Genomic DNA, 26,474 nt, shown 5'->3' on the forward strand with positions numbered 1-26,474 from the left:
GGGGCACACGAGACCCCTCCGCAGTCATGTGACATGGCACGTGGTGTCGAACCGGTCCGGGGCGAACGGTCCGAGATCGAGTACCGGTTGCCGCCCGGCGATCGCGTCGGCGATCAGCAGCCCGGTCACGGGGGCCAGCCCGATCCCGGCTCCTTCATGGCCGCAGGCGTGGAAGAGGCCTGGCACCCGGGGGTCCGGGCCGATCGCCGGCAGATGATCGGGCAGGTAGGGACGGAACCCGTGGTAGGCGCGCATCACCCGCACATCCGCCAGTACGGGGAAGAGAGCGGCGGCCTGGGAGGCCAGCCGGGCGATCACCGGAACCGACAACGTCCGGTCGAAGCCGACCCGTTCGCGGCTGGCCCCGATCAGCACCGGCCCCGACGGGGTTCCCTCCACCACGGGCGAGGTCTGCAGCGCCGCGGACCCGCTCGACACATCGGACACGTACTCCGCCGCGTAGACCTTGTGCCGGATCAGCCGCGGCAACGGCTCGGTGACGAGCACGAACCCCCTGCGCGGCAGGACCGGAAGGTCCACCCCGGCCAGCGCGGCCAGGTCACCGCCCCAGGTGCCCGCCGCGTTGACGACCACCGGGGCACGCAGTTCGCTCCGCGCGGTACGCACCCCTCTTACCGCGCCATCCCGGCCCCTGAGTATCCCGACGACCTCCTCCCCCGGGCAGATACGAGCCCCGGCGCGGCCGGATGCCCGTAACAACTCGGCTGCTGCCAGCGCTGGTTGGACCTGGGCGTCTTGCGGGTAGTGACAGCCTCCGGCGAGGTGCGGTGCGAGGTGGGGCTCGGCATCGCGGAGCCGGTCGGATGTGACGTGATACGCCTCGACTCCGGCTCCCCGCTGGGCGGCGGCCGTCGTGGACAGGGTGGTCAGAGATTCCTCGGACGCCGCCACAACCAGACCGCCCTTGGTCTCGTACTCGATGTCCGAAGAAAGTTCTTCCGACAGTTCGCGCCACAAGGAGGCGGAGAGCAGGGCCAGTTCCAGTTCGGGTCCTGGCAATTTGTCGGAGACCAGGAGGTTGCCCTCCCCGGCTCCGGTGGTGCCTCCGACGACCGGCCCTCGGTCGACGACGGCTACGGACAGTCCGGACCGGGAGGCGTAGTAGGCGCAGGCGGCACCGACCACTCCGGCCCCGACGATTACGACATCCAGGGGCTGTCTCATGAACACGACAGTAATATGTCACATTGTTTTGGAGTCGCCAAGGGTGCGTGCAGGGACAGTTGATCAACCGTCACCTCGTCGCGCCGCCCGCAGGGGTGCCGGTTGTGCTGCCGGGGAAGTGGAACCATGGACGCCCCCAAGGCGCCGACCCCGAGGAGCCGTGATGCACGACGACCGCACCCTGGTGGAGGACCGCCTCGAACGGGCCCTTCACCAGTTCATCCGCCCCGCCCAGTACCCGGCCCGGACCCCGCTCGCCCTCTCCGTCCGGCACATCCCCGGCGAACCCGTACCGGTGGCAGAGGTATTGGAGGGAACCTACGAGCCGTTCAGCACGGGTACGGAGTGGGGGAAGCCGTGGTCCACCAGCTGGTTCCGGCTGGAGGGGACGGTGCCCGAGGACTGGGCGGGGCGGCGCGTCGAGGTGGTCGTCGACCCCGGCTTCTCCGGCCAGGGGCCCGGATTCCAGGCCGAGGGGATGCTGTACGACAGCGCGGGCGTTCCGCTCAAGGGCATCCATCCGCGTAATCGGCATCTGCCGGTCGCCTCCCCGGCCGCGGGCGGTGAACCGATCTCGCTGCTCCTGGAGGCGGCGGCCAACCCGGCGGTGCTGGAGCACGGCTTCGCGCCGACGCCGCTCGGGGACGTGACTACGGCGGGTGACCGGCCCCTCTATCGGTTCGCCTCCGCGGACCTCGCCGTGCTGGACGAGGAGGTCTGGCATCTCGTTCTGGACATCGAGGTGCTCTCCGAGCTGATGCGGGAACTGCCCGTCGACCGTTCTCGGCGGTACGAGATCCTGCGGGCGCTGGAGCGCATGCTCGACGCGCTGGATCTGCATGATGTGGCGGGCACGGCGCGAGCCGGCCGGGACGAGCTGGCCGAGGCGCTGTCCCGCCCGGCGTCGGCGAGCGCGCACCGGATCTCGGCCGCCGGGCATGCGCACATCGACTCGGCCTGGCTGTGGCCGCTGCGCGAGACGGTGCGCAAGGCCTCGCGCACCTTCGCCAATGTCACCGCGCTGGCCCAGGACTATCCGGAGCTGGTCTTCGCCGCGTCGCAGGCCCAGCAGTACGCCTGGGTGAAGGAGCATCAGCCGCAGATCTGGGAGCGGATCAAGCAGGCCGTGGCGGACGGGCAGTGGGCGCCCGTGGGGTCGATGTGGGTGGAGTCCGATGCGAATATGCCGGGCGGTGAGGCGCTTGCCCGGCAGATCGTGCATGGCAAGCGGTTCTTCGAGCAGGAGCTGGGGGTGGAGACGGAGGAGATCTGGCTGCCGGACTCCTTCGGCTGCACGGCCGCCTTCCCGCAGCTGGCGCGACTGGCAGGGGTGAAGTGGTTCCTGACCCAGAAGCTTTCCTGGAACCAGAGCAATAAAATGCCACATCACACCTTCTGGTGGGAGGGCATCGACGGGACCAGGGTCTTCACCCACTTCCCGCCCGTGGACACCTACAACGCACAGTTCCATGGCCGCGAACTGGCCCATGCGGAAAGGAACTTCGCGGAGAAGGGGCTGGCGACCCGCTCGCTCGTCCCGTTCGGCTGGGGTGACGGCGGGGGCGGTCCGACCCGCGAGATGCTGGAGAAGGCACGCAGGCTCAGGGATCTGGAGGGTTCGCCCAGGGTCGAGATCGAGAGGCCGTCGGCGTTCTTCGCGGCGGCCGAGGAGGAGTACGGGCCGCAGGCACCGGTCTGGTCCGGTGAGCTGTATCTGGAGCTGCACCGGGCCACGTACACCACCCAGGCCAAGACCAAGCAGGGCAACCGGCGCAGCGAACACCTGCTCCGTGAGGCCGAGTTGTGGGCCACCACGGCGGCGCTGCGGACTCCCGGCCACCGTTATCCGTACGAGGCGCTGGACCGGCTGTGGAAGACGGTGCTGCTGCATCAGTTCCATGACATCCTGCCGGGATCGTCGATCGCCTGGGTGCACCGGGAGGCCCACGAGACATACGAACGGGTGCGGGAGGAGCTGGCCGATCTGGTGGCGGACGCGGTGGCGGCACTGGGTGGGGCCGAGGGTCTCGTGGCGCTCAACTCATCGCCGTACCACCGAAGTCAGGTCATCGAGCTGGACGCCGAGGCGAGCGCGGTGCTGCCCTCGGGCGCGCATGTGCAGCCGCTGGGCGAGGGGCGTACGGCGGTGCTGGCCGAGGCACCCGGGCTGGGCGCGGGTCTGCTGGACGGTTCAGCGGTTGTGGAGCACGCGGTCACGGTGACCGGTTCGGCGGCCGAGGGTTTCGCATTCGACAACGGGCTGCTGCGGGTCGTGGTCGACAGCGACGGGTTGATCGCCGCCGTCCGCGATCTCGGCGCGGGGCGGGACGTCCTCGCCCCCGGTCACCGGGCCAACCTCCTCCAGTTGCATCCGGATCACCCCAATCACTGGGACGCCTGGGACATCGACCGCCACTACCGCCGCACCCGCACCGATCTCACCGACGCCGACTCCGTCGAACTGGTCGAGGAGGGGCCGTTGCGGGCCGCCGTCCGTGTGATGCGGACGTTCGGGGAGTCGCGCATCGTGCAGGAGATCCGGCTGACCGCGGGCAGCCCGCGGATCGACATCGACACCGAGGTGGACTGGCGGGAGTCGGAGAAGGTCCTCAAGGTGTCGTTCCCGCTCGATGTGCATGCCGAACGGTCCACGGCCGAAATCCAGTTCGGGCACCTTCACCGCCCGACACACGACAACACCAGCTGGGACGCGGCCCGTTTCGAGATCTGCGCCCATCGCTGGCTGCGGGTCGCCGAGCCGGGGTACGGCATCGCGTTGCTCAACGACTCGACGTACGGGCACGAGGTGACCCGGACCCCGCACGGTTCGGGCCTCGGGACGACCGTACGGCTGACGCTGCTGCGCGCCCCGCACAGCCCGGACCCGGAGACCGACCTCGGCAGGCATCGGTTCACGTACGCGCTGGCGCCGGGCGGTGAAGTCACGGATGCGGTACGGGAGGGGCTGGCGCTCAATCTGCCGTTGCGGGCGGCCGTGGCGCCGGCCCTGCCGCCACTGATCAGCACGGGGCATCCGGCGGTCACGGTGGAGTCGGTCAAGCTCGCCGAGGACCGCAGCGGCGATGTGATCGTGCGGCTGTACGAGTCGGCGGGCGGGCGCGCCGACACGACGCTGCGGGTCGGATTCCCCGTCGTACAGGCCCGGATCACCGACCTGCTGGAACGGCCGCTGCACGAGGCGGACACCGGTGAGCACGGTCTCGTACTGTCGCTGCGGCCGTTCCAGATCCTGACGGTCCGCCTGACCCCTGCATGAGGTCCCGGCCCGCCCCGGCGTGAAGTCCCGGCGCGGCCGCCCCGCTGCTCGGGTTCGTTCAGGGGCGGGGCACGTTCCGCAGGTTGGAGCGGGCCATCTGGACCATCCGGCCGACTCCGCCGTCCAGCACGATCTTGCTGGCGGAGAGTGCGAAGCCGGTCACCATCTCCGCGCTGATCTTCGGCGGGATGGAGAGCGCGTTGGGGTCGGTGACGACATCGACGAGCGCCGGGCCCTTGTGCTTGAAGGCGTCCTTGAGGGCGCTTTCGAGTTGCTTGGGCTTCTCCACCCGTACGCCGTACGCCCCGGAGGCCCGGGCGATCGCCGCGAAGTCCGGGTTCTTGTTGGTCGTACCGAACGACGGCAGGCCGGCGACCAGCATCTCCAACTCGACCATGCTGAGCGAGGAGTTGTTGAACAGTACGACCTTCACCGGCAGGTCGTACTGCACCAGGGTGAGGAAGTCGCCCATCAGCATGGTGAATCCGCCGTCGCCGGACATCGACACCACCTGCCGGTTCCGGTCGATGAACTGGGCGCCGATGGCCTGCGGCAGCGCGTTGGCCATCGAGCCGTGGCTGAACGAACCGATGACGCGGCGTTTGCCGTTGGGCGAGAGATAGCGGGCGGCCCAGACATTGCACATACCGGTGTCGACGGTGAACACGGCGTCGTCGTCCGCCAGATCGTCCAGCACCGAGGCGACGTACTCCGGGTGGATCGGGATGTGCTTCTCGACCTTGCGGGTGTACGCCTTGACCACGCCCTCCAGCGCGTCGGCGTGCTTCTTCAGCATCCGGTCGAGGAACTTGCGGTCGGTCTTGGTCCTGACCCGCGGGGTCAGACATCGCAGCGTCTCACGGACATCGCCCCAGACCGCCAGATCCAGCTTGGAACGGCGGCCGAGGTGCTCGGGGCGCACATCGACCTGGACGATCTTCACATCGCTGGGAAGGAAGGCGTTGTACGGGAAGTCGGTGCCGAGCAGGATGAGGAGATCGCACTCGTTGGTCGCCTCGTAGGCAGCGCCGTAGCCGAGCAGTCCGCTCATGCCGACGTCGTACGGGTTGTCGTACTGGATCCATTCCTTGCCGCGCAGCGCGTGCCCGACCGGGGCCTTCACCCGCTCGGCGAACTCCATCACCTCGGCGTGGGCACCCGCCGTGCCGCTGCCGCAGAACAATGTCACACGTTTCGCCTCGTCGACCATCCGGCAGAGTTTCTCGATCTCCTCGTCACCGGGCCGTACCGTCGGCCGCGAAGTGACCAGGGCGTGCTCGATCGACTTCTCCGGGGCGGGCCGCGATGCAATGTCACCCGGCATCGAGACGACGCTGACGCCACCTCGGCCGATCGCGTGCTGAATGGCCGTCTGGAGCAGCCGCGGCATCTGCTGCGGGTTGGAGATCATCTCGTTGTAGTGACTGCACTCCTGGAAGAGCAGCTCCGGATGGGTCTCCTGAAAGTAGCCGAGACCGATCTCGCTCGAAGGAATGTGCGAGGCGAGGGCGAGAACGGGCGCCATGGAGCGGTGGGCGTCGTAGAGGCCGTTGATGAGGTGCAGATTGCCGGGGCCGCAGGATCCGGCGCAGGCCGCCAGCGAGCCGGTGATCTGGGCCTCGGCTCCGGCGGCGAACGCGGCGGTCTCCTCGTGCCTGACCTGGATCCAGTCAATGGCCGAGTTGCGGCGGATGGCGTCGACGACCGGGTTGAGACTGTCGCCGACGACGCCGTACATACGCTTGACGCCCGCCCGGGCGAGGATGTCGACGAACTGCTCCGACACGTTCTGCTTGGCCATGGGTGCGTACCCTTTCCGCGCTTCGGCTTCCGGACTCCGCATCCATCAACCCATGGCGCGCGCGGTTACGCCTCCCAGACGCCGACACTCGTACGGTCGTCGGAGTACCCCTTCACCCTGAGCTGGGTGTCCGCGAGGAAAGTGGCGAGCCCGGGTGCCTGGTCGGGGGTCCAGCGTTCGGCGAGCTCCTGGGCGAGCGCGGGCTCGCCGCGCAGGGGTTCGGCGAGGCCGCTGCTGCACAGCAGCAGGGTGTCCCCCGGCCGGGCCACCGACGCCCGGAACCGGAACGGCTCGGCGGGCGGGGCGAGCGGGCCCTCGACATACGGGGACGGGGGTGTGGCGGTGTCCGGATCCATGGTGAGGTGGTCTCCGTCGGGGCCGCCCCCGGGAGAGGCGGAGCCGAATCCGACCACGGCTTCGCCGCTGACGTCACCGGTTCCCGGAACCTCCGGTTCGAGGTCCTGCCAGACGCCGTCGCGCAGCCGGAAGAGCCCACCGGCGCCGACGCCGAAGAAGACCCTGGTACGGCAGTCCGGGTCCGCCGACAGCAGGAGGCAGCGCAGACCCGCCGTGTACTGCTGCGGTTCGAGTCCCAGCTCGGCGGCGCGGGCGCGCAGCTTGCCGTGGCTGCGGTCGGTGAGGCGGTGCAGTCCGGATTTGAGGTCGCCACGGCGGCCTGCCCTTATGTCCTCGGAGAGACGGACATGGCTGCGGCCGACGGCACCGCCGATCCAGCGGCAGGCGTCGGCCGCCGCCAGATGCGCCCGGTCGGTGGCGCGGGCCCCGGTGGCGACGGCGACCAGGACGAGCGCGCTCTCGTCGGTGCCGAAGCGGACGGTGAGCAGCGCATCGCGGCGGGGCTCGCCCCGGAACCGTGCGGAGTCCCCGCGCGCGGAGGCGGCGCGCAGGGTGTACGTGCCGTATCCGGCGCCGTCGAGCACGGTGTCGGATACGAGACCGTCCAGCTCTTGAGGGACGGTGGCGGGCAGCGCGGTGGGCTCGGCGTCGTAGGTGGGCGGCCGGTCACCCACATGGCCGACAACGGGGCGGAGTGGGGCGGGCGGAGGCCCAGGCACCTCCAACGCCCCATCCCCCGCCCCGCCGTACCCCCGCCCCCCGCCCGGACTCACCGCGTCCGACGCCGAGTCGAATCGGTCGTCGAGGCTGTCGGCCGCGTTGCTCGCCCCGGTGTCCCTGGCGGTCTCGTCGTACAGCCTGCGCCACCAGTCGTCCTCGTGGGCGGCGGGCCTCTCCCCCTGCTGACTCATGCCCTTATTGTCCACCGCACGGGCCGCACGAAAACGGGTCATGCTGAATAAGTGGCCATGAAAAAGGTCCGCCGGGCGGCCCCACCCCCCACGGGAAGGCTGCCCGGCGGACCGGTCAGGACGTGATCAGCGCACGGCGTACGCGTCGGTCACGGTCTGGATGACGGAGTTGCCGTTGGCGTCCGTCAGTTCGGTCTTCAGGGTGACCGGCTTGCCGGCCGCGCCCGCGTGGTTCACGGTCGCGGTCCAACGCCCGTCCTGCTGCGCGGTGGTGGCCTGGGTCCAGGTCGTGCCACCGTCGTACGAGTACGAGACCTTGGCCGCGGTCAGCTTGCCGGGTGCGTAGCCCGCGTGGCCGGTGACGCTCAGGCCGATCTTCTGACCGTCCTGCGCCGCCACGGTCTTCAACCCGTCCGTCGCAAGGTCGTAGCCCGGGAAGAGGAGCGGAATACCCTGAGAGTACGCGTTCTCGTCCCGCTTCGACCGGAACTTCCAGGTGGTATCGGTCTCGGTGGACCGCTTCCACACGGCGGCGGGCTGACCGTACTTGAAGGTGTGCATGGAGAGTTCGTATGCCGTGTCCTCGGCCGGGACGGTGAACACCCCATACGGATACACGGACGTGCCGAGCACCTTGCCATCGCTGGTGAGCCTCATGCTGCCCCCGTCCCCGAAGGAGCCCTGGATACCGGCGTGTTCGCTGTCGGCCCAAAAGCCCGGGGCGACGCCGATCAAGTTGTCCTGACGCTCGGCGGCGAGCGCTTCCTTGCCCTGGAAATCGCGCGGAGTCGACGGGGCGAGGATCCCCCGGTACCAATTCTCCGTACGCTTCTCGCCGGACGTGTAGGTACGCGCCGGGTCGACCATGAACTCGCCCCAGGGGAAGCTGGAGGAGAGGGCGCGCTGCCAGGCGGTGTCACCCGTCGAGTAGTACTCGGTGCGCTTGCTGGGCACGGCGACGGTGTCGAACGCGGTGAAGTAACCTCCGCCGTACGGCCGGTAGAAGGCCAGCGAATCGATGTAGTCGGCTGCGACACCCATCGCTTCGTACGTGGCGGTGGACTTGCCGAGCTTGCTGTCACGGACCTTGTACGTGCGGTCCGAGGTGACCGGGCCGGTCTCGGGGAAGCTCAGGTTGTAGACGAACGGGCTGACGGCAGTGCCCGTCCAGCTCAGCTTCACGGGGCCGGCAGCCAGGGCGGCCTTCAGGCCGTCGGCCTCACTCGCTTCGACGCCGAGGGAGGGCAGCGGTGCCGATCCAATGCTCACGAACGGCTGCCAGGGGCCCGCGGACGGCCGGTGCGCGATGATCGCCTTTGCCCCGGCGGCCTTGGCATTCTGCGCCTGGAGGACCATATTTCCGTCGTCGGCGACCTTCACCAGGGCGATCTTGCCCTTGACATCGGCGGCCTCCAGCTCGGCGGGAGTGCCGGTGCCTGCATCGACGAGCGCGGCTTCGCCGGTACCGTCGAGGTTGACGGAGCCGGTGCTCGCGAGCTGCGGGTGCAGCTCGGCGCCGCCGACGACCTTGAGCTTCTCGAGCTGCGGGGCGTACGCGCGCCAGGCGCTGTCGAACTCGAAGTCACCGTCGCTCGCCCTGCCCTGGATGTCGACCAGGTAGTTCTTGACGGAGCGGCCGCCGGTGAGGGAGCCCGAGTGCAGCCAGATGTCGTCCCAGCTGCGGCCGAAGGAGAGCGTCGTGGAGCGGCTCTCGGACGCGCGGTCCTCCGTCTTCACCTGGATCCGGTGGGCCTTGCGGGCGTCCAGCACCAGGGTGGTGTCCTTGGTGACGTCCAGCTGCGGGCGCGCCAGGTAGCCGACGGACTCGACGCGCTTGCCGGTGGCGTCCTCCATGTCCGGCGATCCGATGAAGCTGGAGACGAAGTAGGCGCCGGGGCGCACCTGGTACACCTGCTCGGCCGAGCCCTTGTTGAAGCGGCGCTCACCTCTGGCGGTGTCGGTACCCAGGACGTCCAGCGAGGAAATGCCCGCGGCGGGCTTGCCGGTCCGGTCGATGAGCTTGACGCGCAGGGTGACGGTCTCGGCGCCGACGTACAGCGAGAACGGGGTGGAGACCTTGACGCCGTCGGCGCCGGTGGCCAGTACGCGTCCGGTGACGTCGCCGTACTGAGCGGCCTCCAGGCGCGCGGTCGGGTCGATGTCCAGCGGGACCTTGACGGTCGCTCCGGCCGGGACGGTGACACTGCTCGCGTCGAGCTTGGCGACGGAGGAGGAGACCGCCGAACCGTCGTTGCCGGTGACGCCCTGGACCTTCAGCGACAACTTCACCGGCTTGGTGCCGGAGTTGGTGTACGGGACGTCGACCGTGGCGTGGTCGGACTTGTCCTGCGGCCAGTTGAACGTGCCGCCCTGGACGGCGGGGGCGCCGACGACGGTGGTGTCGATGGCGGCCTTCACATCGAGGCGGCCGCCGCCGGTCTCCCGTACGTCACCGGGGATGTCGCTCTTCGCGGACGAGACGAGGGCCGCCTTGATCTGCTGTGCGGTCCAGTCGGGGTGACGCTGCTTCACGATGGCTGCGGCGCCGGCGACATGCGGGGTGGCCATCGACGTGCCGGACATCGTCCGGTACGCGTACGGCCCGCGGCCACCGGCCGCCGCGGCCGAGATGGCGACGCCGGGGGCGGCGATCTCGGGCTTGAGGGTGTGCGTTCCGATCGCAGGTCCGCGGCTGGAGAACTGGGCCGTGGAATCGTCGCGGTCGACGGCTCCGACGGTCAGCGCGCTGGGGGCGCAGCCCGGCGAGGAGACGCTGTTCAGGGACGCACCGATGTTGCCCGCCGCGATGACGAACAAGGTGTTCTTGCTCTTGGCGAGTTCCTCGGCGGCGACGCTCATCGGGTCGGTGCAGTCGCTGGGCGTCGCGCTGCCGAGACTCATGGAGACGACGTCGGCCTTCTGGTCGACGGCCCACTGCATACCGGCGATGACCCAGGACTCGGCGCCAGAGCCCTGGTCGCTGAGGACCTTCCCCGCGAGCAGGTCGGCGCCGGGGGCGACGCCCTTCTTCTTGCCGCCGCTGGCCGCGCCGGTGCCGCCCACCGTGGAGATGGTGTGGGTGCCGTGGCCCTGCCGGTCGTCGGTGGTGGGGGAGTCGGTGAAGTTCTCCGAGGCGGCGATCCGGCCCTTGAGGTCGGGGTGTTCGGCGTCGACACCGGTGTCGAGCACGGCGACCTTGGTGCCCTTGCCGTCGTAGCCGGCGGCCCAGGCGAGGTCGGCGCCGACCTGCTTGGTCGACTTGTCGAGAGTGGTCTGAACCTTGCGGTCGAGCCAGAGCTTCTTCAGACCGGAGGCCGAGCGGGAGCGGGTGTCGGTGACGTCCGACCAGAAGTCGGCGGTCTTCGCCTTGTCCGCCTTGAGCGCGACGCCGTCGATGGCGTCGAGTGCGAGTCCGCGCTTCGCGCCGCGCGGGGTGACGGGCGCCGAGCGGGCCACGTCCTGGCTGTACACCGCGATCAGCGGCAGCGACTTGGTGCTCGCGTCGTCGTAGCCCTGGCGGATCAGTCCGGTGACGTTGAAGAGTTCCTCGTCGACCTTGCCCGCGGCGAGTGCCTCGGTCGCGGTGTCCGGGTAGACGTACAGGTCCTTGCCCGACTGCCGGGTCTGGATGAGCGGCACGGTGCCGTCCTCGCGCGGCAGCGCGGTGGCGGACGCAGCCCCCGAACGGTCCGTGTTCACCAGGACCTTGTCCCCGGTGACCAGGGTGACGGTGACCGGCTTGCCGCCCTTCGCGGCAGCGGCAGCGGTGGCTGCCGCACTGCCGGTGAGCGGCTTTGTTGCGGCGGGCGCGTTCTGTGGCACGGCCACGGACGGCGCTACCACGGTGGCGGCCAGGACGGCGGCTGTCGCCGCTCCCAGCGCCGTACGCGATATCGGATGCATCGTACTCTCCAGGTGATTCCGGAAGAACGCAGCACAAAGGCCGTGTTTCCGGAGGATGTTGGTACTGCGTTGGCGCCACATTGGCAGAGGTACGGGCGACACAGGGATGATGTGCACGGCGGGTTTGCGCCGTGGCCGCTTTCCGCCACGGCCGGTCGGCCGAAGAGTGCGCAACGATGCGGAAATGACGCGTCCGGGGAAGGGTCCAAGGGTGCTGGGAGCCATAGGTCTCGACGAGAGGCAGGAGTCCGCCTACCGCGCGCTCGTCGCCATGGGGGCGGCGGAGGTCAACGACCTCGCGCACCGACTGGGGCTTCCCGAGTCGGAGACCGAGCGGGCGCTGCGCCGGCTGGAGCAGCAGGGCCTCGCCGCCCAGTCGTCCGCCCGCACCGGGCGGTGGGTGGCGGCGCCGCCCGGGGTCGCCCTGGGTGCGTTGCTCACCCAGCAACGCCACGAGCTGGAGCAGGCGGAGCTGGCGGCGGCGCTGCTCGCCGAGGAGTACCGGGTGGATGCGGCCGAGCCCGCCGTGCACGATCTGATCGAGGTGGTCACGGGCGCGAGCGCGGTGGCGCACCGCTTCCACCAGTTGCAGCTGGGTGCGACCAGCGAGGTGTGCGCCCTCGTCACCGGGAAGCCGATCGCCGTCAGCGGCATGGACAACGAGTCCGAGGAGCAGGCGGCGACCCGCGGGGTGTCCTTCCGGGTTGTGGTCGAGCGGGAGGTGCTCGCCCTGCCGTCCGGAATCCTTGAGCTGTCGGCGGCCCTGAGCCGGGACGAGCAGTGCCGGGTCGTCGACCGGGTGCCGACCAAGCTGGTCGTCGCCGACGCCTCGCTGGCGATGGTCCCGCTGACCGGCCGGGACGCCGAGCCCGCGGCGCTGGTCGTCCACGCCTCCGGGCTGCTGGAGTCTCTGATGGGGCTCTTCGAGGCGGTGTGGCGCGACGCCTTGCCGCTCAGGCTCGGCGAGAACGGCTGGCTGGAGGAGGAGTCCACCGGACCCGATGCGACGGACCTGGAGATCCTTTCGCTGCTGCTGGCCGGGCTGACGGATGTGAGCGTGGCGAAGCAGCTGGAGCTGGGGCTGCGGACCGTACAGCGACGAGTGAAGGGCCTGATGGAGCTGACCGGGGTGTCGACCCGGCTTCAGCTGGGCTGGCACGCGTACGAACGGGGCTGGGTAGCCCGCACCCCACGGGCCTGAGACGGCCTGCCCCACACCGCTTCGAGAACGCCTCATCACGCCTCTGAGCTGCACCGACGGCTCCCGCCCGGCACCTTGTCGGCGGGCGGGACCGTCCGGACTCCGGCAGGCTGGTCAGATGGGAGTGTGGCAGCTCGTCGCCATCGGCCTGGTGATGCTTCTCGGCCTGGTCGGCGTGCTGGTGCCGGGGGCGCCGGGGCAGGCGATCGTCTGGGCCGCCGTGCTGTGGTGGGCGTTGACCGACATCACTCCGGCCGCCTGGGGGGTACTCATGGGTGCCACCGCACTGCTTCTGCTGAACCAGGCACTGAAGCCGTTGCTGCCGCCGCGCCGCCCCCGTGAGTCCGGTGCACCGCGCAAGACTCTGACGCTGGGCGGGGCCGGCGCGATCGTGGGCTTCTTCGTAGTGCCGGTGGTGGGCGGGATCATCGGTTATGTGGGGGCGATCTACGGGACGGAGCGGCTGCGGCTCGGCAGCCACGGGGCGGGGTGGGCATCGGTCCGCTCGGTGATGCGGGCGACGGGCTGTTCCGTGCTCGTCGAGCTCTACGCATGCCTGCTGGTGACGGGGGCCTGGCTGGGCGCGGTGATCTGGGCCTGACCTCCGCACCCTGCGTACGAGTCACCAGGAGTCGCCTTGCCCACAGCTCCGGACCCCTCCCGCCCGTCCCGGAACAAAGCCCCGGCCCCCTCCCGAAGAAGTGTTCTCGCCACCGGCACCGCGATCGGCGGCGCACTCGTGGTGGGCGGTGCGGCCGTCCCCGCCCAGGCAGCCGCCCCGGCCGCCCCTGCACCCGCCGCCCCGGCCCCTGTCACCGTGCAGTCACCCGACGACAGCTGGCGTACGGTCCCGGACGACGCCGACCTGCTCTGGCAGAAGCTGCCGAAGACTTGGTACGAGGGCCCGTATCTGGGCAACGGCCGCCTCGGCTTTGGCATCTACGCCGAGCCCGGGGCCACCACCACGGCCGTCCGATTCAACGTCCAGCACTCCGAGGTCCAGGGCCACCGCCCCGAGTTCGGCTCCCTCTTCGGCCTCGCCCGCATCCCGATCGGCCACTTCACCCTGGAACCGGCCGACACCATCACCGGCATCGACTGGCGGATGCGGCTGCACACCGCCCCGCGGGCCGACTTCCAGAAGCCTCCTGCCGGCTACACCGGTAATCCGCCCGCCACCGTCGAGGAGCACGGGGGATCACCGGCCGCCGTCCAGCCACTCCTGGCGGGCGGCGAGCATGTCACGCCTGGCGTGAGGTCACCCGCGGTGGGGCCCGCACCCTGTACGTCACGGTCACGTACTCGCACCCGAGGGCGACGGCCCGCGACCGTGCGCTGCGCCACGTGAGGACCGCGGCCGGCCTCCCGTACGGTCGGCTCGTCGGGCCGCATCACATCTGGTGGGACCGGTACGAGTACTGGCTGATCCATGGCTCCAACCACCTGGAGCTCGACGCGATCACCCGATCCCTGAGCGAATTCCGCGACAACCTCTCCAAGGAAGTGGCTGGCCTCGACGAGGGGAGCTAGAGGCTCAGGTGCCGTACGGCGTACGAACGCCAGGGCCGCCACCGCTCCGCCTCGGGCCTCCCGTCCGGATCCACATCGGGGTCGCCGAGTGCACGCATCCTGATGAGCGCCGCGGCTGCCGGACCGATCCCCGGCAGCCGCAGCAGCGCCTGCTCGGCCTCGTCGCGGTCGGCCCCGGCGTCGAGCCGTACGTCCCCGTCTGCGAGCGCGGTCGCCAGAGCCCGCAGCGCCGGGTCGTCCACCGCACCGGCCAGCACTCCCGGCTCGGGAAAGAGATGCGTGAGCCCGCCGCAGGGGACGTCGAGGACCTTCCCGTGCATCTCGACGAGCCGCTCGGCCCCGGCCCTGCCCACCAGCGTCCGTACGGCGAACCCCTCCGGATCCGCGGCACCCGGCGAGCGCAGCCCCGGGCGGGCGGCGACACTCGGTGCGAGTCGCGGGTCGGTGCCGAGCCGCTCGTCGACGGCGTACGGATCGGCGTCCAGGTCGAAGAGGCGCCGCAGCCGCTGCACGGCCGTCGTCAGATCCCGCAGGTCCGTGAGGTGGATGCGGGCGTCCAGCCAGGACCCGGCGGACCGTTCGTCGACGGCCACGATGCCCGTGCCGTACGGGAGCCGCAGGGTGCGCCGGTAGGTACGGGCGCCGGGAGCCCCGCTGACCTCCTCGATCCGGGCGACCGTCTCGCCCGCCAGGAGATCGAAGACCTCGCGGGCCGCGTACGGCCCCCGGCGGGCGAGCCGCAACGGGATCCCGGTGGTGCGCGCCTCCCGTACCGCCGCTCCCAACCCCGTCCCGGCCTCGGCGCGCAGTGCGCTCGGCGTGCGGGCATAGATCTGCCGGATCGTGTCATTGAACTGCCGCACGCTGGCGAAGCCGGACGCGAAGGCGATCTCGGTCACGGGCAGCCCGGTCGTCTGGAGCAGCACCCTCGCGGTGTGGGCCCGCTGGGCGCGCGCGAGCGCGACGGGTCCGGCGCCCAGCTCCGCGTTGAGCTGCCGCTGCACCTGCCGTGAGCTGTAGCCGAGCCGGTGGGCGAGACCGGGCACGCCCTCCCGGTCGACCACGCCGTCGCCGATCATCCGCATGGCTCGGCCGACGACATCGGCCCGGACGTTCCAGTCGGCGGAGCCGGGTACGGCATCCGGGCGGCAGCGTCGGCACGCCCGGAAGCCGTTGCCCTGGGCGGCGGCCGCGGTCGGGTAGAAGCGGACGTTCTTCCGCTTGGGGGTGACGGCGGGGCAGCTCGGCCGGCAGTAGATGCCGGTCGTTTCGACGGCGAAGAAAAACTCCCCGTCAAAACGGGCGTCACGGCTGCTCACCGCCTCGTACCTGGTCTGTTCGTCCATCACACCGTCCAGTGTGCGGCACCCCCGGGCACCGCACTGGCGGTATTCGGACGTCGACCAGGGTTGCCGCCTACCGCAGCCGGCCCCGCTTCGCGTCCATGGCCGCCCGGCCCTCGGCCCCTCTGCGCTTCCATTCGCGCAGCATTTCGGACCGCACCCGGGCATCGGTCTTGGCGACGATGCGCTGGTTCTCGCGAAGCAGCTTGCGGAAGCTGTCGAGGCGCCGCTCCGAGAGCGAACCGTCCTCGATCGCGGCGAGTACCGCGCAGCCGGGCTCCGACTCATGGGCGCAGTCGTGGAACCGGCACTGCTCGGCCAGCTCCTCGATCTCGGAGAAGACCTGGCCGACGCCGGTCTCCGCGTCCCAGAGCCCGACCCCGCGCAGTCCGGGGGTGTCGATCAGTACGCCCCCGGAGGGCAGGACCAGCAGATTGCGGGTCGTGGTGGTGTGCCGGCCCTTGCCGTCGACATCGCGGGCGGCTTGCACCTCCATCACATCGCGGCCGAGGAGGGTGTTGGCGAGGGTCGACTTACCCGCGCCGGACGCCCCGAGGAGCACGCTCGTCCCGCCCGCGACGATGGCGGCGAACACGTCGAGCCCCTCCCCGGTGGCCGAGCTGACGGGCAGCACCTGAACACCGGGCGCGATGGCCTCGATGTCCTGGACGAGGTACGACAGCGTGGCGGTGTCCGGCACCAGATCGGCCTTGGTCAGCACCACGATCGGCTGGGCGGCCCCGTCCGCGGCGGACGCTCTGTCGCGCAGCAGCGCGTCGCCACTGGAGCTGGACATGGCCAGCGCGAGGAAGCGCTCCACCCGCCCCAGGTCGAGCTCCACGGCGAGCGAGACACAGATGGCGATGTGGTCGACGTTGGTGGCCAGCACCTGCCCCTCGGAGCGCTGCGACGACGTCGAGCGGACGAAGGCCGTACGCCGCGGCAGCAGCGTCCGTACGAACTGCGGATCGCCGTCGGGGTCGACGGCGACCCAGTCGCCCGTGCAGATGATCCGCATCGGATCACGCGGGACGACGAAGGCGGTGTCGGCCCGGAGCGTGCCGTGCGGGGTGACGACATCGCACTGCCCGCGGTCCACCCGCACCACGCGTCCGGGCAGCAGACCCTGTCCGGCGTACGGAGCGAACTCGGCGGCCCAGTCGTCGTCCCAGCCGTATGAGGACAGCGGATGCGACGCGGACGAACCCTGAAGAGAAGAAGCGAAGGACGGAGAAGACGGGAAAGACAAGGGAAACCCTTCAAAGGGTGGCCCCGGCAACGCGCACACAGGCGCGGAGAGTTACGGAAAGGTCAGCCGGCGACCACGGGGGTGGGAACGATGCTCTTCTGGTTGTGGGCAACGCCCACCGCAGCGACAGTCATCAATGTCCTCACCTCCTGGTTCGAGCACGGGGCCGACACCGGCAGCTCTTGTCCGCCGTCCGGAACGCTGCACACGATAGCCCGCGACCGTCGGGGGACGTCAACACATTTGATCCATGGGTTCCGGCAGCCCCGGCCCGGGGCACTTCATCGGGTGGAGCGGCGAACACCCCGATGGCGGCCACGACGTCGCCTTCCTTCTCGTCTACTCACTGGGCGACGGGACGGACGGCCCAGCCGCCGGTGAAGCTGCCATGCGCGTGGCCCTGGACCGCAGTGGACTGCCGGTCGGCGCCGGTCCGGTCCACGCCGCCGAGACCCCGGGCCTACCGGTGAAGCTGCTCGTCCAGGCCGGCCAGGCGGTCCTGACGCTGCCTCATTTCACCGCGCAGTACCCCGAGCCGCCCGAGTGGCTGGCCGCGGCCCACGAACGGGGCGAGGTGCACGCGATGTCCGCCACCCGACCGTGGCCCCGGGGCACGCCGGGCCGGCCGGTCAGCGAGGAGTTGCTGCGATCGTTCGCAGGCGACGAAGAGGCCGTCATGACCTCCGCCCACTGCGTCCTTCCGGTACGCAGCCCGGGCTGAGCCGCCTCCGTACGCCACATGCCCACCACCCCCGTGGAACGGTGGGCGTCATCATGTGTGGAGCCCTGGGGCTGCGCCCCGGATACTGCTCGGTGGTGCCGTACGCCGGAGTGCGGGCGATTGCCGGGCGGATCGCCGAATCGCCCGCACTTCAGGAGTCTCAGCTGTTGCCGATCCCGTTGCCCGAGAGCACCGGGATGTCGTCCACGAGGTGCGACAGCGCCTCGTCGCCCTTGGCCTGGGTGGAGTTTTCGACGCACCGCTGGTTCTGCGGGAAGGCCAGGACGTTGATGTCCTGAACCGCGACCGGCACCAGCACACCGACGAGCGAACCGGCGTCGGCCTTGAGCGGCAGGCCGACGCAGGCCTTGTTCAGCGTGCCCTGGACGAGCTGGAACTGCGGGCTGCCGTCACCTTGGGGCACGCCGTTGCCGAACTCGCTCACGGTTTCGTTGCCGTTGACCGACGTGGTCCCCTGGTCGTCACCGATCGCCATGGCCGCGGGGCCCGCGGCGGCAGACAGACCGACCAAGGACACGGCCACTGGCTGCGCCGGCCATCATCTTCTTCATCACGCTTCACCTTTCGGAGCGTCCCGTTGTGGAACGCATTGATCAGCCTGCTACGGAAGCGTCGGTTCCGCAGTTCCACTCACATGGGATCGGTCCGGCGTGAGTTCGACGCCGCGCCTTCACCCGTCGACGTCTTCTTCGGAGATACGCGCCCCGGGAACGCGACTTCCCGCACAAGGTCGATGGGGCTGCGCGGACGGCGCCGGCTCCGGGCCGCCGCGGGCCGCCTGCCATTCGGCGAGCAGCCGGTCGTAGATGGGTGTGACGTCCTGCGCGTGCCGCTGTCGGCCGCTGGGGCGTTGACTGTCGTACTGGTCCATGAACAGCCCCTACCCGGTGCGACGGGGGACGTCTGCCGTCACTACGGCAACCGGCCCAGTACGCCCGTCCCTTCGAGGGGTCGGCGGCGCCCTTTGGACGCATGACATGGGGCCGGCGCATCCGGACCTCCGAAGAACGGCTGCCACGTGGATGTGCCGACCCCACGGGTGTTTCACACACTGCGGGCAGGCGTACTCGAAGCCGCCCGTGACGCTGTCCTCCACGAGTACGAGGAATCAGCTGGCGAGCGACCGGAGCCTCACGGTTCTAGTTGTTGCCGGTGCCGTTGCCGGACAGGACCGGAATGCCGCTCAGGATGTGCGACAGAGCCTCATCACCCTTGGCCTGGGTGGAGTTCTCCGTGCACTGCTGGTTCTGCGGCAAGGCAGGGACGTTGATGTCCTGGACCGAGACCGGAACGGCGCCGAGGACCGAACCGACGTTGGCCTCGGCCGGCAGAGCGACGCAAGGCTTGTTGAGCGAGCCCTGAATGAGCGCGAACTGCGGGCTCCAGTCACCGTGGGTGGCGGAGTTGCCGTACGACTGGACAGCATCGTTGCCGTTCAACGACGTCGTGCCACCGTCGTTGCCGACGGCCATGGCCTGCGGAGCGATCGCGGCGGAGACGCCGACGATCGCAGCAGCGACGGCTGCCGAGGCCATAGTCTTCTTGATCACGAAATAGCCCTTCTGGGGTTCTCTGCTGCCCGCCTGTCCGGAGCGCTCTGACCAACTCAGGGCAGCGGGGGATGGCGTGCCGTTCACTCGAACGATGCTTTTGCCGTCCGGTTGTTCGCCGAACGCACAGCACCGGAGGAATGCGAAATGCTGCCGATGAGCGGGGAACTGCCGTGGCGCGACGGATCAGCCGCCGAGCGGCAGGCCAGCCGTCAGCGGGGCCGCGCCCTTGGCCGCACCGGTGGTCCGGCCGGCCGGATTGGTGACGGTGCCGTTCTTCTGCGCCGAATCGGCGGCGCTGCCGACCGTGTCGACGATCGGGTCGACAGCCTGCGGGGCGCTTCCCACGACCTGGTCGACGGCGCCGTTGAGGCTCAAGTCGGGGGCCGTGGCGGTGGTAACGGCGAAGGCGGGAGCGGCCGTTCCGAGAGCAACCACGGAACCGGCAACGGACTCAGCGGTCTTCGCGTACTTCACTTTCAGGTTCCCTTCTGCAGCGGCATCTGTTTCGGTCGCGTATCCGCGCCGCACAAGCCTTCTTAAGCTGTGCCTTCTGCCGCTTTCGCCCTGGGCAGCGATGTGGTTGCGACACGGCAACTGGACGGGTCCGCCTTTTCTCCGGGACCACTCGATCGACTACCGGAAACGGGGGAAGGCCCCGGCACGCATCGGATGCGTACCGGGGCCTTCCGGTCATGAGCGTTCGGCTGGGCCGACCGGAGATCAGGAGTTGGCGCAGGAGTTGCCGGCAGCGGGGTTCAGCAGACCGATCACGCTCACGGTGTTGCCACAGAGGTTGACCGGAACGTGGACCGGAACCTGGATGACGTTGCCGGACAGCACGCCCGCGGAGTTGGCGGCGCCGCCCTCGGCACCTGCGTCGGCGAAGGCGGGCGTGGCAGCGCCCATCGCCATCAGGGTTCCGGCGGCGATGGCGGCAACCTTGGTGTACTTCACTTTTTTCCCTTTCTTTGACGGAGTCCGGAGCGGCCACGTCTTTCGTGCCGCACGAGCGCGGTCCTGATCACTCGTAACTCCGCCGATGCAATTCGTAACGATGTTAAGACCGTAAGCGAAACTCTTTGAGAAGAAGATCCCCGAAAAACCACCCGAATGACACACTATCGTTCACTCGACGTCACGGGCGCGATCAACGGAAAATCCGATTTAGCAGTACCGGGAAAGGCGGCAGCGGGCCTGAGCCACACGGAGGAGGAATGCCGACGACCCGGGTCTGCCCTTGCGGTTGGATCAGCTGTTGCCGGCACCGTTGCCGGAGAACACCGGGATGTCGTCCAGGATGCGCGACAGCGGCTCGTCGCCCTTGGCCTGGATGGAATTCTCCGTGCACTGCTGGTTCTGCGGCGAGGACAGCACGTTGGCGTCCTGGACCACGACCGGGACCAGGCCGACGAGCGAGCCGACGTCGGCCTTCGGCAGGCCGACGCACGGCTTGTTCAGGCTGCCCTGAACCAGGCCGAACTGCGGGCTGCCGTCACCACGGGTCTCGGAGTTGCCGAACGACTGCGAGGCTCCGCTGCCGTTGACCGAGGTCGTACCGTTGTCGTCGCCGATCGCCATGGCCTGCGTCGCGCCCAGACCGAGGATGGAGGCGGCAACGGCACCCGTGGCCAGAACCTTCTTGATCACGATCAACCCTTCTCGTACTGAATGCCCCGTAGCGGAGCCCCCTGCCCAACTCGCGACCGGGCGTTTGGTTCTCTCCATTCACCCGATTGCCAAGGTGCACGGACAGCAGTACGAAACAATGCCGCAGGGCCGAAGGAGTATTCAGCGGCCCCAACCCTTCCCCAAGGCATCAACGTCCCGGGCTACATGCAAACTTGAGCACCTGCGTGCGACGAGCGGCGTCAACGTGAGTACGCATAAGTAATCCGTTGGAGCGGTCACAAAATTCCCACGCACTTTCAAGTTTCCTCAACAATTCCTCCTCGTTATGACTTTCATCAAGCGTGCACCTTGGGCGTTCACCGAGCAGAAATAGGACTTATCACATGAAGAACGCTTCTTCGTGGTCTCTCCGCCTTTCCGCAATCGCCGCTTGCCGACTCACGTGGGAAGACCCCCGGGGTAGCGTCCCCGGCGCAAGCTGCATCGCCTGATGAATGAACCGCGAGCCTTCTGCTCGCACGGAATGTCCTAAGAAAGGGCAACCAATGCGAAAAGCCTTGAGTAAGAGCGTGCTGGTCATGGCCGCGGCGTCAGGCATTCTGACCGCGGCAGGCGGGTACGCGTTCGCGGACGCGTCGGCAGATGGCGCCGCCATCGGTTCGCCGGGCGTCGGCTCGGGCAACGCCGTGCAGGTGCCCGTGCACGTTCCCGTCAACGTGTGCGGCAACACGGTCAATGTGGTCGGTCTGTTGAATCCCGCGTTCGGCAATAAGTGCGAGAACGAGGGCGGCGCTGGGAACGGCAACAGCGGCGGGGGTGCGAGTGCCGAGGGCGTCGCGACCGACTCTCCCGGTGTGTTGTCCGGAAACCTCATTCAGGCCCCGGTGGACGTCCCGGTCAACGCCTGCGGAAACAGCGCCGACATCGTCGGTGCCCTGAACCCGGCGCTCGGCAACGAGTGCTCAAACGTGAGCGGGCCGAAGGAGCCGCCGGTGGTCGAACCCCCCGTCGTCGAACCGCCGGTGGTCGAGCCCCCCGTCATCGAACCGCCCGTGGTCGAACCCCCGGTAGTCGAACCGCCCGTGGTCGAGCCGCCCGTGGTCACACCCCCGGTAGTCGAGCCCCCGGTGGTCACGCCCCCCGTAGTCGAACCCCCCGTAGTCGCACCCCCGGTGGCCACGTCCGTCGTCGGTGAGCCCCTGACCAACAGTGTGCCGGCGGCCGCCGAATCGCAGCTGGCCCACACCGGTGCCGCTGATCTCGGCGTGGCTGCGGGCGCGAGCGCCGCGCTGCTGCTCGGTGGCGCGGTACTGATGCGCCGGGCCCGCCGCTCGCAGAGCTGATCCACGAATCAGTCAGCCGGGAGACGAACAGGTCCGGTCGGACAGCCGATGCTGTCCGACCGGACCTGTTGTGTGTACGGAACTCGACCGGCGTGCCCCGGCTCAGGCCCGGGAAAGCCCCGCGCGGTCCAGGCAGGCCGCGATCGTGGCAGTCTCAGCCGCGTCCAGACGACGCATCGGCGGGCTCATCGCATTGGTGGCGATGATCTCGCGCACCATGAGGGCCGTCTTGAACGCGCCGAGGCCTGCGGCTGCCAGGAGGGCACCTCCATGCCGTTGACGGACCTCTCGCTCGCGGACTGCCGCGCCTACCGGCCCCAACTGCCGGTTCCGGCCGGTTTCGACGCCTTCTGTCGGACGCGAAGGTCACGGTCCGCGCCGTCAACCGGATGGACGTGCGGCGCGGGCCGGGAACGGTCGATCTGACCGTGCCGGCCGGCTGGACGGCGAAGCAGGTGACCGCCCCCGCGTCGAACCCGGGCCAGGGCGCGAACGTCAAGGTTCCGGTCACCGTGGCGGCCGGGGCGTCGGGCAACGCCGCGCTCACCGCGACGTACCGCACGGGCGGGCTAACAGGCCTCCGGCGGCGGGGCGGCGGCCGTGGCTCCGTAACACCCGGACGGACCCTCCGGGAGGTGCACGCGTCACCGTCCCGCCCGTGCCCGGGTGCGACGATAAGTGCGGTCAGCACCTTTCGGAGCGTCAGAACAGGTGGTAGCACGGTGGCAGTGACAGGTTTACGCATCGGGGTGGTCGGCGGCAGCATCGCCGGCTGCGCCATGGCGATCGCCGGAACCCGGGCCGGGGCGGAGGTCACCGTCCACGAGCGCAGCAGCGGCGAGTTGCAGGACCGGGGGTTCGGCATCGTCATCCCGCCGCCGCTGCATCAGGAGCTGGTCGCGGGCGGCTACCTGGGCGCAGACATGCCAACGACACCGGTCGCCACCCGCATCTGGCTCGCGCGGGCGCCGGGTCGGCGGTCGGCCAGGGAGCTGGCACGGCAGGCGAGCCCGGTGACGCCGTGCAACTGGGGCCTGTTGTGGCGGGCGTTGCGCTCGAACATCGGGAAGAGCGCGTATCACCGCGGGCTGCCCGTCGGCTCCGTCGGCCGTACGCACTCCGGCCACGCCCTGATCCGCACCGCGGACCGGGAGCAGGAATACGACATCGTCGTCGGGGCCGACGGGCACCGGTCCGTCACCCGCGAGCTGATCGCACCCGAGGTACGTCCTGCTCCCGCCGGATATCTGGTGTGGCGGGGCACGATTCCGCCGAGCGCGCTCCGCGATCACCCCAAGCAACTGGAGCTGCTGAAGACCGCCTGGATCACGCTGGGATTTCCGGGCGGGCACGGTGTGTTCTACCTGATTCCGGGTGCGGATCCGGGATCGCGTCTGATGGCGTACGCCATCTACGCATCTCCCCCGGTCTCGGCTTCGGCTTCGGAAGTCCCGGTCTCCGCCGCGTATGTGCGGAACATCGCCGATGAGCACTTCCCGGCAGAGTGGGCCGATGTCGTCGCCCGGGGAGAGCACACCTCCCAGGCGCTCCATCCGGTTGCCGACTTCGTCGTGCCCCGGGCGGCCGAGCCGCCGTTCCTGCTGGCGGGCGACGCGGCGAGCGTCACCAGACCGCACACCGCCAGCGGCGCGGTCAAGGCGCTCCAGGACGCGCTGTGTCTGGAGCGGGCACTGCGCGAATCCCCCTCAGCGGCCGGGGCATTGCGCCGGTACGCGGACGAGCGCACTGTCGAGGGGGCCCGCCTGGTCGAGCTGGGACGCAGGCTGGGGCGTGCACTGGTCGAGAACACGCCCGACTGGCCGGCGATGGGGCCCGCCGATGTGGACGCGTGGAACCGCGCCGCGTTGAACGGCGCCAGAAGCTATCTGTACGGCGGCGTTCATCAGCGCTGACGGGCCCGTCACCGCGCGGCTCAGCGACCGGACAGCCCGGCCGAAGCCCCGGTGGCGCCCAGTTCGGCCATGTCCACGACCCGGTCGGCCGCCTCGGCCACGGCCGGGTCGTGCGTGGCGACGACCGTCACACAGCCGTCCCGGCGGGTGCGCTCGGCGAGCAGTTCGGCCAGTTCGCCGGCCTGCGAACGGTCGACGGCCGCGGTCGGTTCGTCGACCAGCAGCAGTTTCGGAGAGAGGAAGAGCGCACGGGCCAGTGCGACGCGCTGGCGTTCGCCGCCGGAGAGCTGTTCGGGGCGGTGGCGCAGGCGGTGGCCGAGGCCCACCCCGGTCAGGGCCTCTTCGGCGCGGGAACGGTGCGTACGGGGCCGTTCGCCGCTGATGTACGCGGCGGCCAGGAGCTGTTCGACGGCTGCCAGTCCGGAGAGCAGATTGCCGCTCTGGAACATGTAGCCGATGCGTTCCCGGCGTACTTTGGCGCGCTGGGCGTCGGAGAGTCCGGCGAGGTCCTCGCCGTCCAGCACGACCTGCCCGGCGGTGGGGCGCAGCAGCGCGCCCGCGACGGCGAGCAGTGTGGACTTGCCGGAGCCCGACGGGCCGACCAGCGCGGCCATACGGCCCGGTTCGAAGGTGACGTCGAGTCCGTCGAAAACGGTGGTACGGGCGTCGGAGCGGCCGAACGCGACGGTGACGCCGGTCAGTTCGAGGCTCATCGGTTGGCTCCCAGCATGGTCAGCGGGTCGGCTTCGGTGACCCGGCGCAGGGTCAGGGCGGTGCCCGCGAGGCCGACGGCCGCGACGGTGCACATGGTGACGGCGAGGGTGGTGGCGGGCAGGCTGAACGGCACTTGTTCACCGACCAGCAGCCCGACCGCTCCGGCCAGTACGGCGCCGGCGACGGTGCCGAGTACGACGACGAGGGCTGCCTGGAGCACGGTGTGGGCGAGCAGGCGACGCCGGGATGCGCCCAGTGCGCGCAGCAGGGCCAGTTCCGGCTGTCGTTGCACGGTCCATACGGCGAAGAAGGCTCCGACCACCAGAGGGGCGATCAGGTAGAGGAAGACCTGGATCGAGTTCATGGTGACGCGTTCACCCGTGTAGCCGGGGGCCGCCTCGTACGCCTTCTCCTTGGTGAGGGTGGTGGTGGAGTGCCGCTCGTCGAGGTCGGCGGTCGACGCCTTGGCCGGGGTGCGCAGGGCCAGGGCGCTGAACTGGTCGGGGATCGCGGTGGCGGCGGAGGCCGGGGAGCCCGGGGCGCTGAAGCGGATGCGCTGCCAGGTCCTCAACGGGACGTAGGCGGCGGGCACATGGCCGTAGCTGGAGCGCTCGGTCAGCCCGATGACGTGCAGCTTGATACCGAGCCGGTCGATGACCAGGGTGTCGCCGACGCGTACGCCCTCGTCGGCGAGTTTCGCGGACATCACGATGCTGTCCGCGGACGCGTCCGCGAGGTCGTCGCCCTGGGTGACGGAGGGGCTGAGGAAGGAGGCGGGCTCGACTCCGAAGGCGGCGAGGTCGACCTCGGCGCCCCGGTTCGTCGTACCGCGGGTGATGGAGACACCCAGCGGTGTCATGTCGGTGTCCGCGTCCTTGCGCCAGGCAGCGGCGGTCTTTTCGTCAAGGAGGCTGCGGGCGAACTGGTCGGACCGGGCGTCCGAGGAGAAGACCAACTGTGAGGCCGGGAGGCGGCGCAGCGCGGAAATGGTGTCGTCACCCAGACCGGTGGTGAAGCCGGAGACGATGCCGACGAGTGCGGCGACGAGCACCACGACGGAGCCCATGAGCAGAAAGCGTCCTCGGGCGGCGCGCAGCTCCAGAAGAGCGAGGAACACGGCGGTTCCCTTCGATGGATCGATGTTAGGGACGGTGCGTCGCCAACATAGATGATAGGGACGCAGCGTCCCCAAGTGGGGGTCGAAAGTGTGCCGGGGCTTCTAGACTGGGCCCGTGCCCAAGATCAGAGCCGCCACGGTCGCCGAGCACCATGCCCAGCAGCGGCTGGCCCTGGTGCGGGCAGCGCGCGAACTGCTGGAGGGCGGCGACGCGGAGGCCGTGACCTTCACCGCGGTCGCCAGGGCCACGGGCCTCGCCCGCAACAGCGTCTACAAATACTTTCCCGGCCGCCCCGAACTGCTCGCCGCCGTCGTCGAGGACGCGATGCCGCGCTGGACGGACGCCATCCAGTCCGGCATGTCGGTGGCCGGTACGCCCGAGGAGAAGATCGCCGCCTATGTGTCGTCCCAGCTGGAGCTGGTGCGCAGCGGGGAGCACCGGATCGCCGAGGCGCTGGCCGGGGTCCGGGACGCGAAAGTGGTGCGGGAGAGCGCGGCGCGGGTCCACCGGGAGCTGCTCACCCCGCTGATCGGTGCGCTCACCGAGCTGGGCGAGGAGGACCCGCGCCGCACAGCGCTGCTGCTTCAGGGGATCGTCAACGCCGCCACGACGGCGATCGAGGCGGGCGACGACGATGTGGCGGTGACGGACCGGGCGGTACGTATGGCGGTCACCTCGATCACGGGAGCGGCCGCAGGACGGTGA

22 protein-coding genes and 2 pseudogenes are annotated in these 26,474 nt (G+C 69.8%); 9 read left to right on the top strand and 15 right to left on the bottom strand.

The window, feature by feature from the left end; translation table 11 throughout:
* Window positions 1-24 precede the first annotated feature (24 nt).
* Complete coding sequence (locus tag OG953_RS09840) at window positions 25-1,185, bottom strand: NAD(P)/FAD-dependent oxidoreductase (protein ID WP_405683496.1); 1,161 nt, start codon at window positions 1,183-1,185, stop codon at window positions 25-27.
* A 163-nt stretch (window positions 1,186-1,348) separates the two neighbouring features.
* Between OG953_RS09840 and OG953_RS09845 the strand changes: the two genes are divergently transcribed.
* Entirely contained in the window at window positions 1,349-4,462 is a 3,114-nt protein-coding gene (locus OG953_RS09845; protein ID WP_405683498.1) for an alpha-mannosidase, read from the top strand.
* A 58-nt stretch (window positions 4,463-4,520) separates the two neighbouring features.
* On the opposite strand, the gene OG953_RS09850 is transcribed toward OG953_RS09845, so the two are convergent.
* The 3 genes from OG953_RS09850 to OG953_RS09860 form a co-directional block, all read right to left on the bottom strand.
* Window positions 4,521-6,263, bottom strand: a complete 1,743-nt coding sequence (locus OG953_RS09850; RefSeq protein ID WP_405683500.1) for a pyruvate dehydrogenase — start codon at window positions 6,261-6,263, stop codon at window positions 4,521-4,523.
* A gap of 65 nt (window positions 6,264-6,328) precedes the next feature.
* The gene (locus OG953_RS09855; protein WP_405683502.1) at window positions 6,329-7,531 is read right to left on the bottom strand and encodes a protein phosphatase 2C domain-containing protein; all 1,203 of its coding nucleotides are present in this window, start codon (window positions 7,529-7,531) and stop codon (window positions 6,329-6,331) included.
* Between the two features lie 126 nt (window positions 7,532-7,657).
* On the bottom strand, window positions 7,658-11,434 hold the full coding sequence (locus OG953_RS09860; RefSeq protein WP_405683504.1) for a S8 family serine peptidase: 3,777 nt from the start codon (window positions 11,432-11,434) through the stop codon (window positions 7,658-7,660).
* Window positions 11,435-11,645: 211 nt separating this feature from the next.
* Between OG953_RS09860 and OG953_RS09865 the strand changes: the two genes are divergently transcribed.
* The 4 genes from OG953_RS09865 (at window position 11,646) to OG953_RS09880 (ending at window position 14,165) form a co-directional block, all read left to right on the top strand.
* Entirely contained in the window at window positions 11,646-12,635 is a 990-nt protein-coding gene (locus OG953_RS09865) for a helix-turn-helix domain-containing protein (protein WP_405691751.1), read from the top strand.
* Between the two features lie 118 nt (window positions 12,636-12,753).
* The gene (locus OG953_RS09870) at window positions 12,754-13,236 is read left to right on the top strand and encodes a DUF456 domain-containing protein (RefSeq protein WP_405683506.1); all 483 of its coding nucleotides are present in this window, start codon (window positions 12,754-12,756) and stop codon (window positions 13,234-13,236) included.
* A gap of 36 nt (window positions 13,237-13,272) precedes the next feature.
* The gene (locus OG953_RS09875) at window positions 13,273-13,983 is read left to right on the top strand and encodes a hypothetical protein (protein WP_405683508.1); all 711 of its coding nucleotides are present in this window, start codon (window positions 13,273-13,275) and stop codon (window positions 13,981-13,983) included.
* Window positions 13,980-14,165 carry a hypothetical protein gene (locus OG953_RS09880; RefSeq protein ID WP_405683510.1) on the top strand — a complete coding sequence of 62 codons (186 nt, stop codon included), beginning with the start codon at window positions 13,980-13,982 and terminating at the stop codon, window positions 14,163-14,165. The genes OG953_RS09875 and OG953_RS09880 overlap by 4 nt, the downstream gene beginning before the upstream one ends.
* Here OG953_RS09880 and OG953_RS09885 read toward each other — a convergent pair.
* Window positions 14,162-15,511 carry a DNA-3-methyladenine glycosylase 2 family protein gene (locus OG953_RS09885; RefSeq protein ID WP_405691753.1) on the bottom strand — a complete coding sequence of 450 codons (1,350 nt, stop codon included), beginning with the start codon at window positions 15,509-15,511 and terminating at the stop codon, window positions 14,162-14,164. The genes OG953_RS09880 and OG953_RS09885 overlap by 4 nt on opposite strands.
* Window positions 15,512-15,581: 70 nt before the next feature.
* Window positions 15,582-16,757, bottom strand: a complete 1,176-nt coding sequence (gene rsgA, locus OG953_RS09890; protein WP_405683512.1) for a ribosome small subunit-dependent GTPase A — start codon at window positions 16,755-16,757, stop codon at window positions 15,582-15,584.
* Window positions 16,758-17,007: 250 nt separating this feature from the next.
* Between rsgA and OG953_RS09895 the strand changes: the two genes are divergently transcribed.
* The gene (locus OG953_RS09895; RefSeq protein WP_405683514.1) at window positions 17,008-17,478 is read left to right on the top strand and encodes a DUF5949 family protein; all 471 of its coding nucleotides are present in this window, start codon (window positions 17,008-17,010) and stop codon (window positions 17,476-17,478) included.
* Between the two features lie 160 nt (window positions 17,479-17,638).
* Here the strand turns inward: OG953_RS09895 and OG953_RS09900 are convergent.
* The 6 genes and pseudogenes from OG953_RS09900 to OG953_RS09925 form a co-directional block, all read right to left on the bottom strand.
* Window positions 17,639-18,050, bottom strand: a pseudogene (locus OG953_RS09900) (rodlin).
* A gap of 119 nt (window positions 18,051-18,169) precedes the next feature.
* Window positions 18,170-18,370 carry a hypothetical protein gene (locus tag OG953_RS09905; RefSeq protein ID WP_405683516.1) on the bottom strand — a complete coding sequence of 67 codons (201 nt, stop codon included), beginning with the start codon at window positions 18,368-18,370 and terminating at the stop codon, window positions 18,170-18,172.
* Between the two features lie 268 nt (window positions 18,371-18,638).
* The gene (locus tag OG953_RS09910; RefSeq protein ID WP_405683518.1) at window positions 18,639-19,049 is read right to left on the bottom strand and encodes a rodlin; all 411 of its coding nucleotides are present in this window, start codon (window positions 19,047-19,049) and stop codon (window positions 18,639-18,641) included.
* Between the two features lie 186 nt (window positions 19,050-19,235).
* A complete protein-coding gene (locus OG953_RS09915) occupies window positions 19,236-19,526 on the bottom strand; it encodes a hypothetical protein (protein WP_405683520.1) in 291 nt (96 codons plus the stop codon).
* Window positions 19,527-19,772: 246 nt separating this feature from the next.
* Window positions 19,773-20,006, bottom strand: coding sequence for a chaplin (locus OG953_RS09920; RefSeq protein ID WP_405683521.1), 234 nt, complete (start codon window positions 20,004-20,006; stop codon window positions 19,773-19,775).
* 294 nt (window positions 20,007-20,300) lie between these two features.
* Window positions 20,301-20,699: a rodlin gene (locus OG953_RS09925; RefSeq protein ID WP_405683523.1), complete on the bottom strand. Its 399-nt coding sequence runs from the start codon at window positions 20,697-20,699 to the stop codon at window positions 20,301-20,303.
* 527 nt (window positions 20,700-21,226) lie between these two features.
* Here OG953_RS09925 and OG953_RS09930 point away from each other — a divergent pair.
* Window positions 21,227-22,024, top strand: a complete 798-nt coding sequence (locus OG953_RS09930; protein ID WP_405683525.1) for a chaplin — start codon at window positions 21,227-21,229, stop codon at window positions 22,022-22,024.
* A 102-nt stretch (window positions 22,025-22,126) separates the two neighbouring features.
* Here OG953_RS09930 and OG953_RS09935 read toward each other — a convergent pair.
* Window positions 22,127-22,294: pseudogene (locus tag OG953_RS09935) on the bottom strand (dihydrodipicolinate synthase family protein); the annotation flags it as partial.
* Window positions 22,295-22,746: 452 nt separating this feature from the next.
* Between OG953_RS09935 and OG953_RS09940 the strand changes: the two are divergent.
* Window positions 22,747-23,937 (top strand): FAD-dependent monooxygenase, encoded by a 1,191-nt coding sequence (locus OG953_RS09940; RefSeq protein ID WP_405683527.1) that lies wholly within the window; start codon window positions 22,747-22,749, stop codon window positions 23,935-23,937.
* 20 nt (window positions 23,938-23,957) lie between these two features.
* Here the strand turns inward: OG953_RS09940 and OG953_RS09945 are convergent, their stop codons facing one another.
* On the bottom strand, window positions 23,958-24,650 hold the full coding sequence (locus OG953_RS09945) for an ABC transporter ATP-binding protein (RefSeq protein ID WP_405683529.1): 693 nt from the start codon (window positions 24,648-24,650) through the stop codon (window positions 23,958-23,960).
* Complete coding sequence (locus OG953_RS09950) at window positions 24,647-25,768, bottom strand: ABC transporter permease (RefSeq protein WP_405683531.1); 1,122 nt, start codon at window positions 25,766-25,768, stop codon at window positions 24,647-24,649. Before OG953_RS09950 ends, OG953_RS09945 begins: the two co-directional genes overlap by 4 nt.
* 115 nt (window positions 25,769-25,883) lie before the next feature.
* Between OG953_RS09950 and OG953_RS09955 the strand changes: the two genes are divergently transcribed.
* On the top strand, window positions 25,884-26,474 hold the full coding sequence (locus OG953_RS09955; protein ID WP_405683533.1) for a TetR/AcrR family transcriptional regulator: 591 nt from the start codon (window positions 25,884-25,886) through the stop codon (window positions 26,472-26,474).

It is taken from the genome of Streptomyces sp. NBC_00057 (assembly GCF_045041165.1).
Taxonomy (GTDB): domain Bacteria; phylum Actinomycetota; class Actinomycetes; order Streptomycetales; family Streptomycetaceae; genus Streptomyces.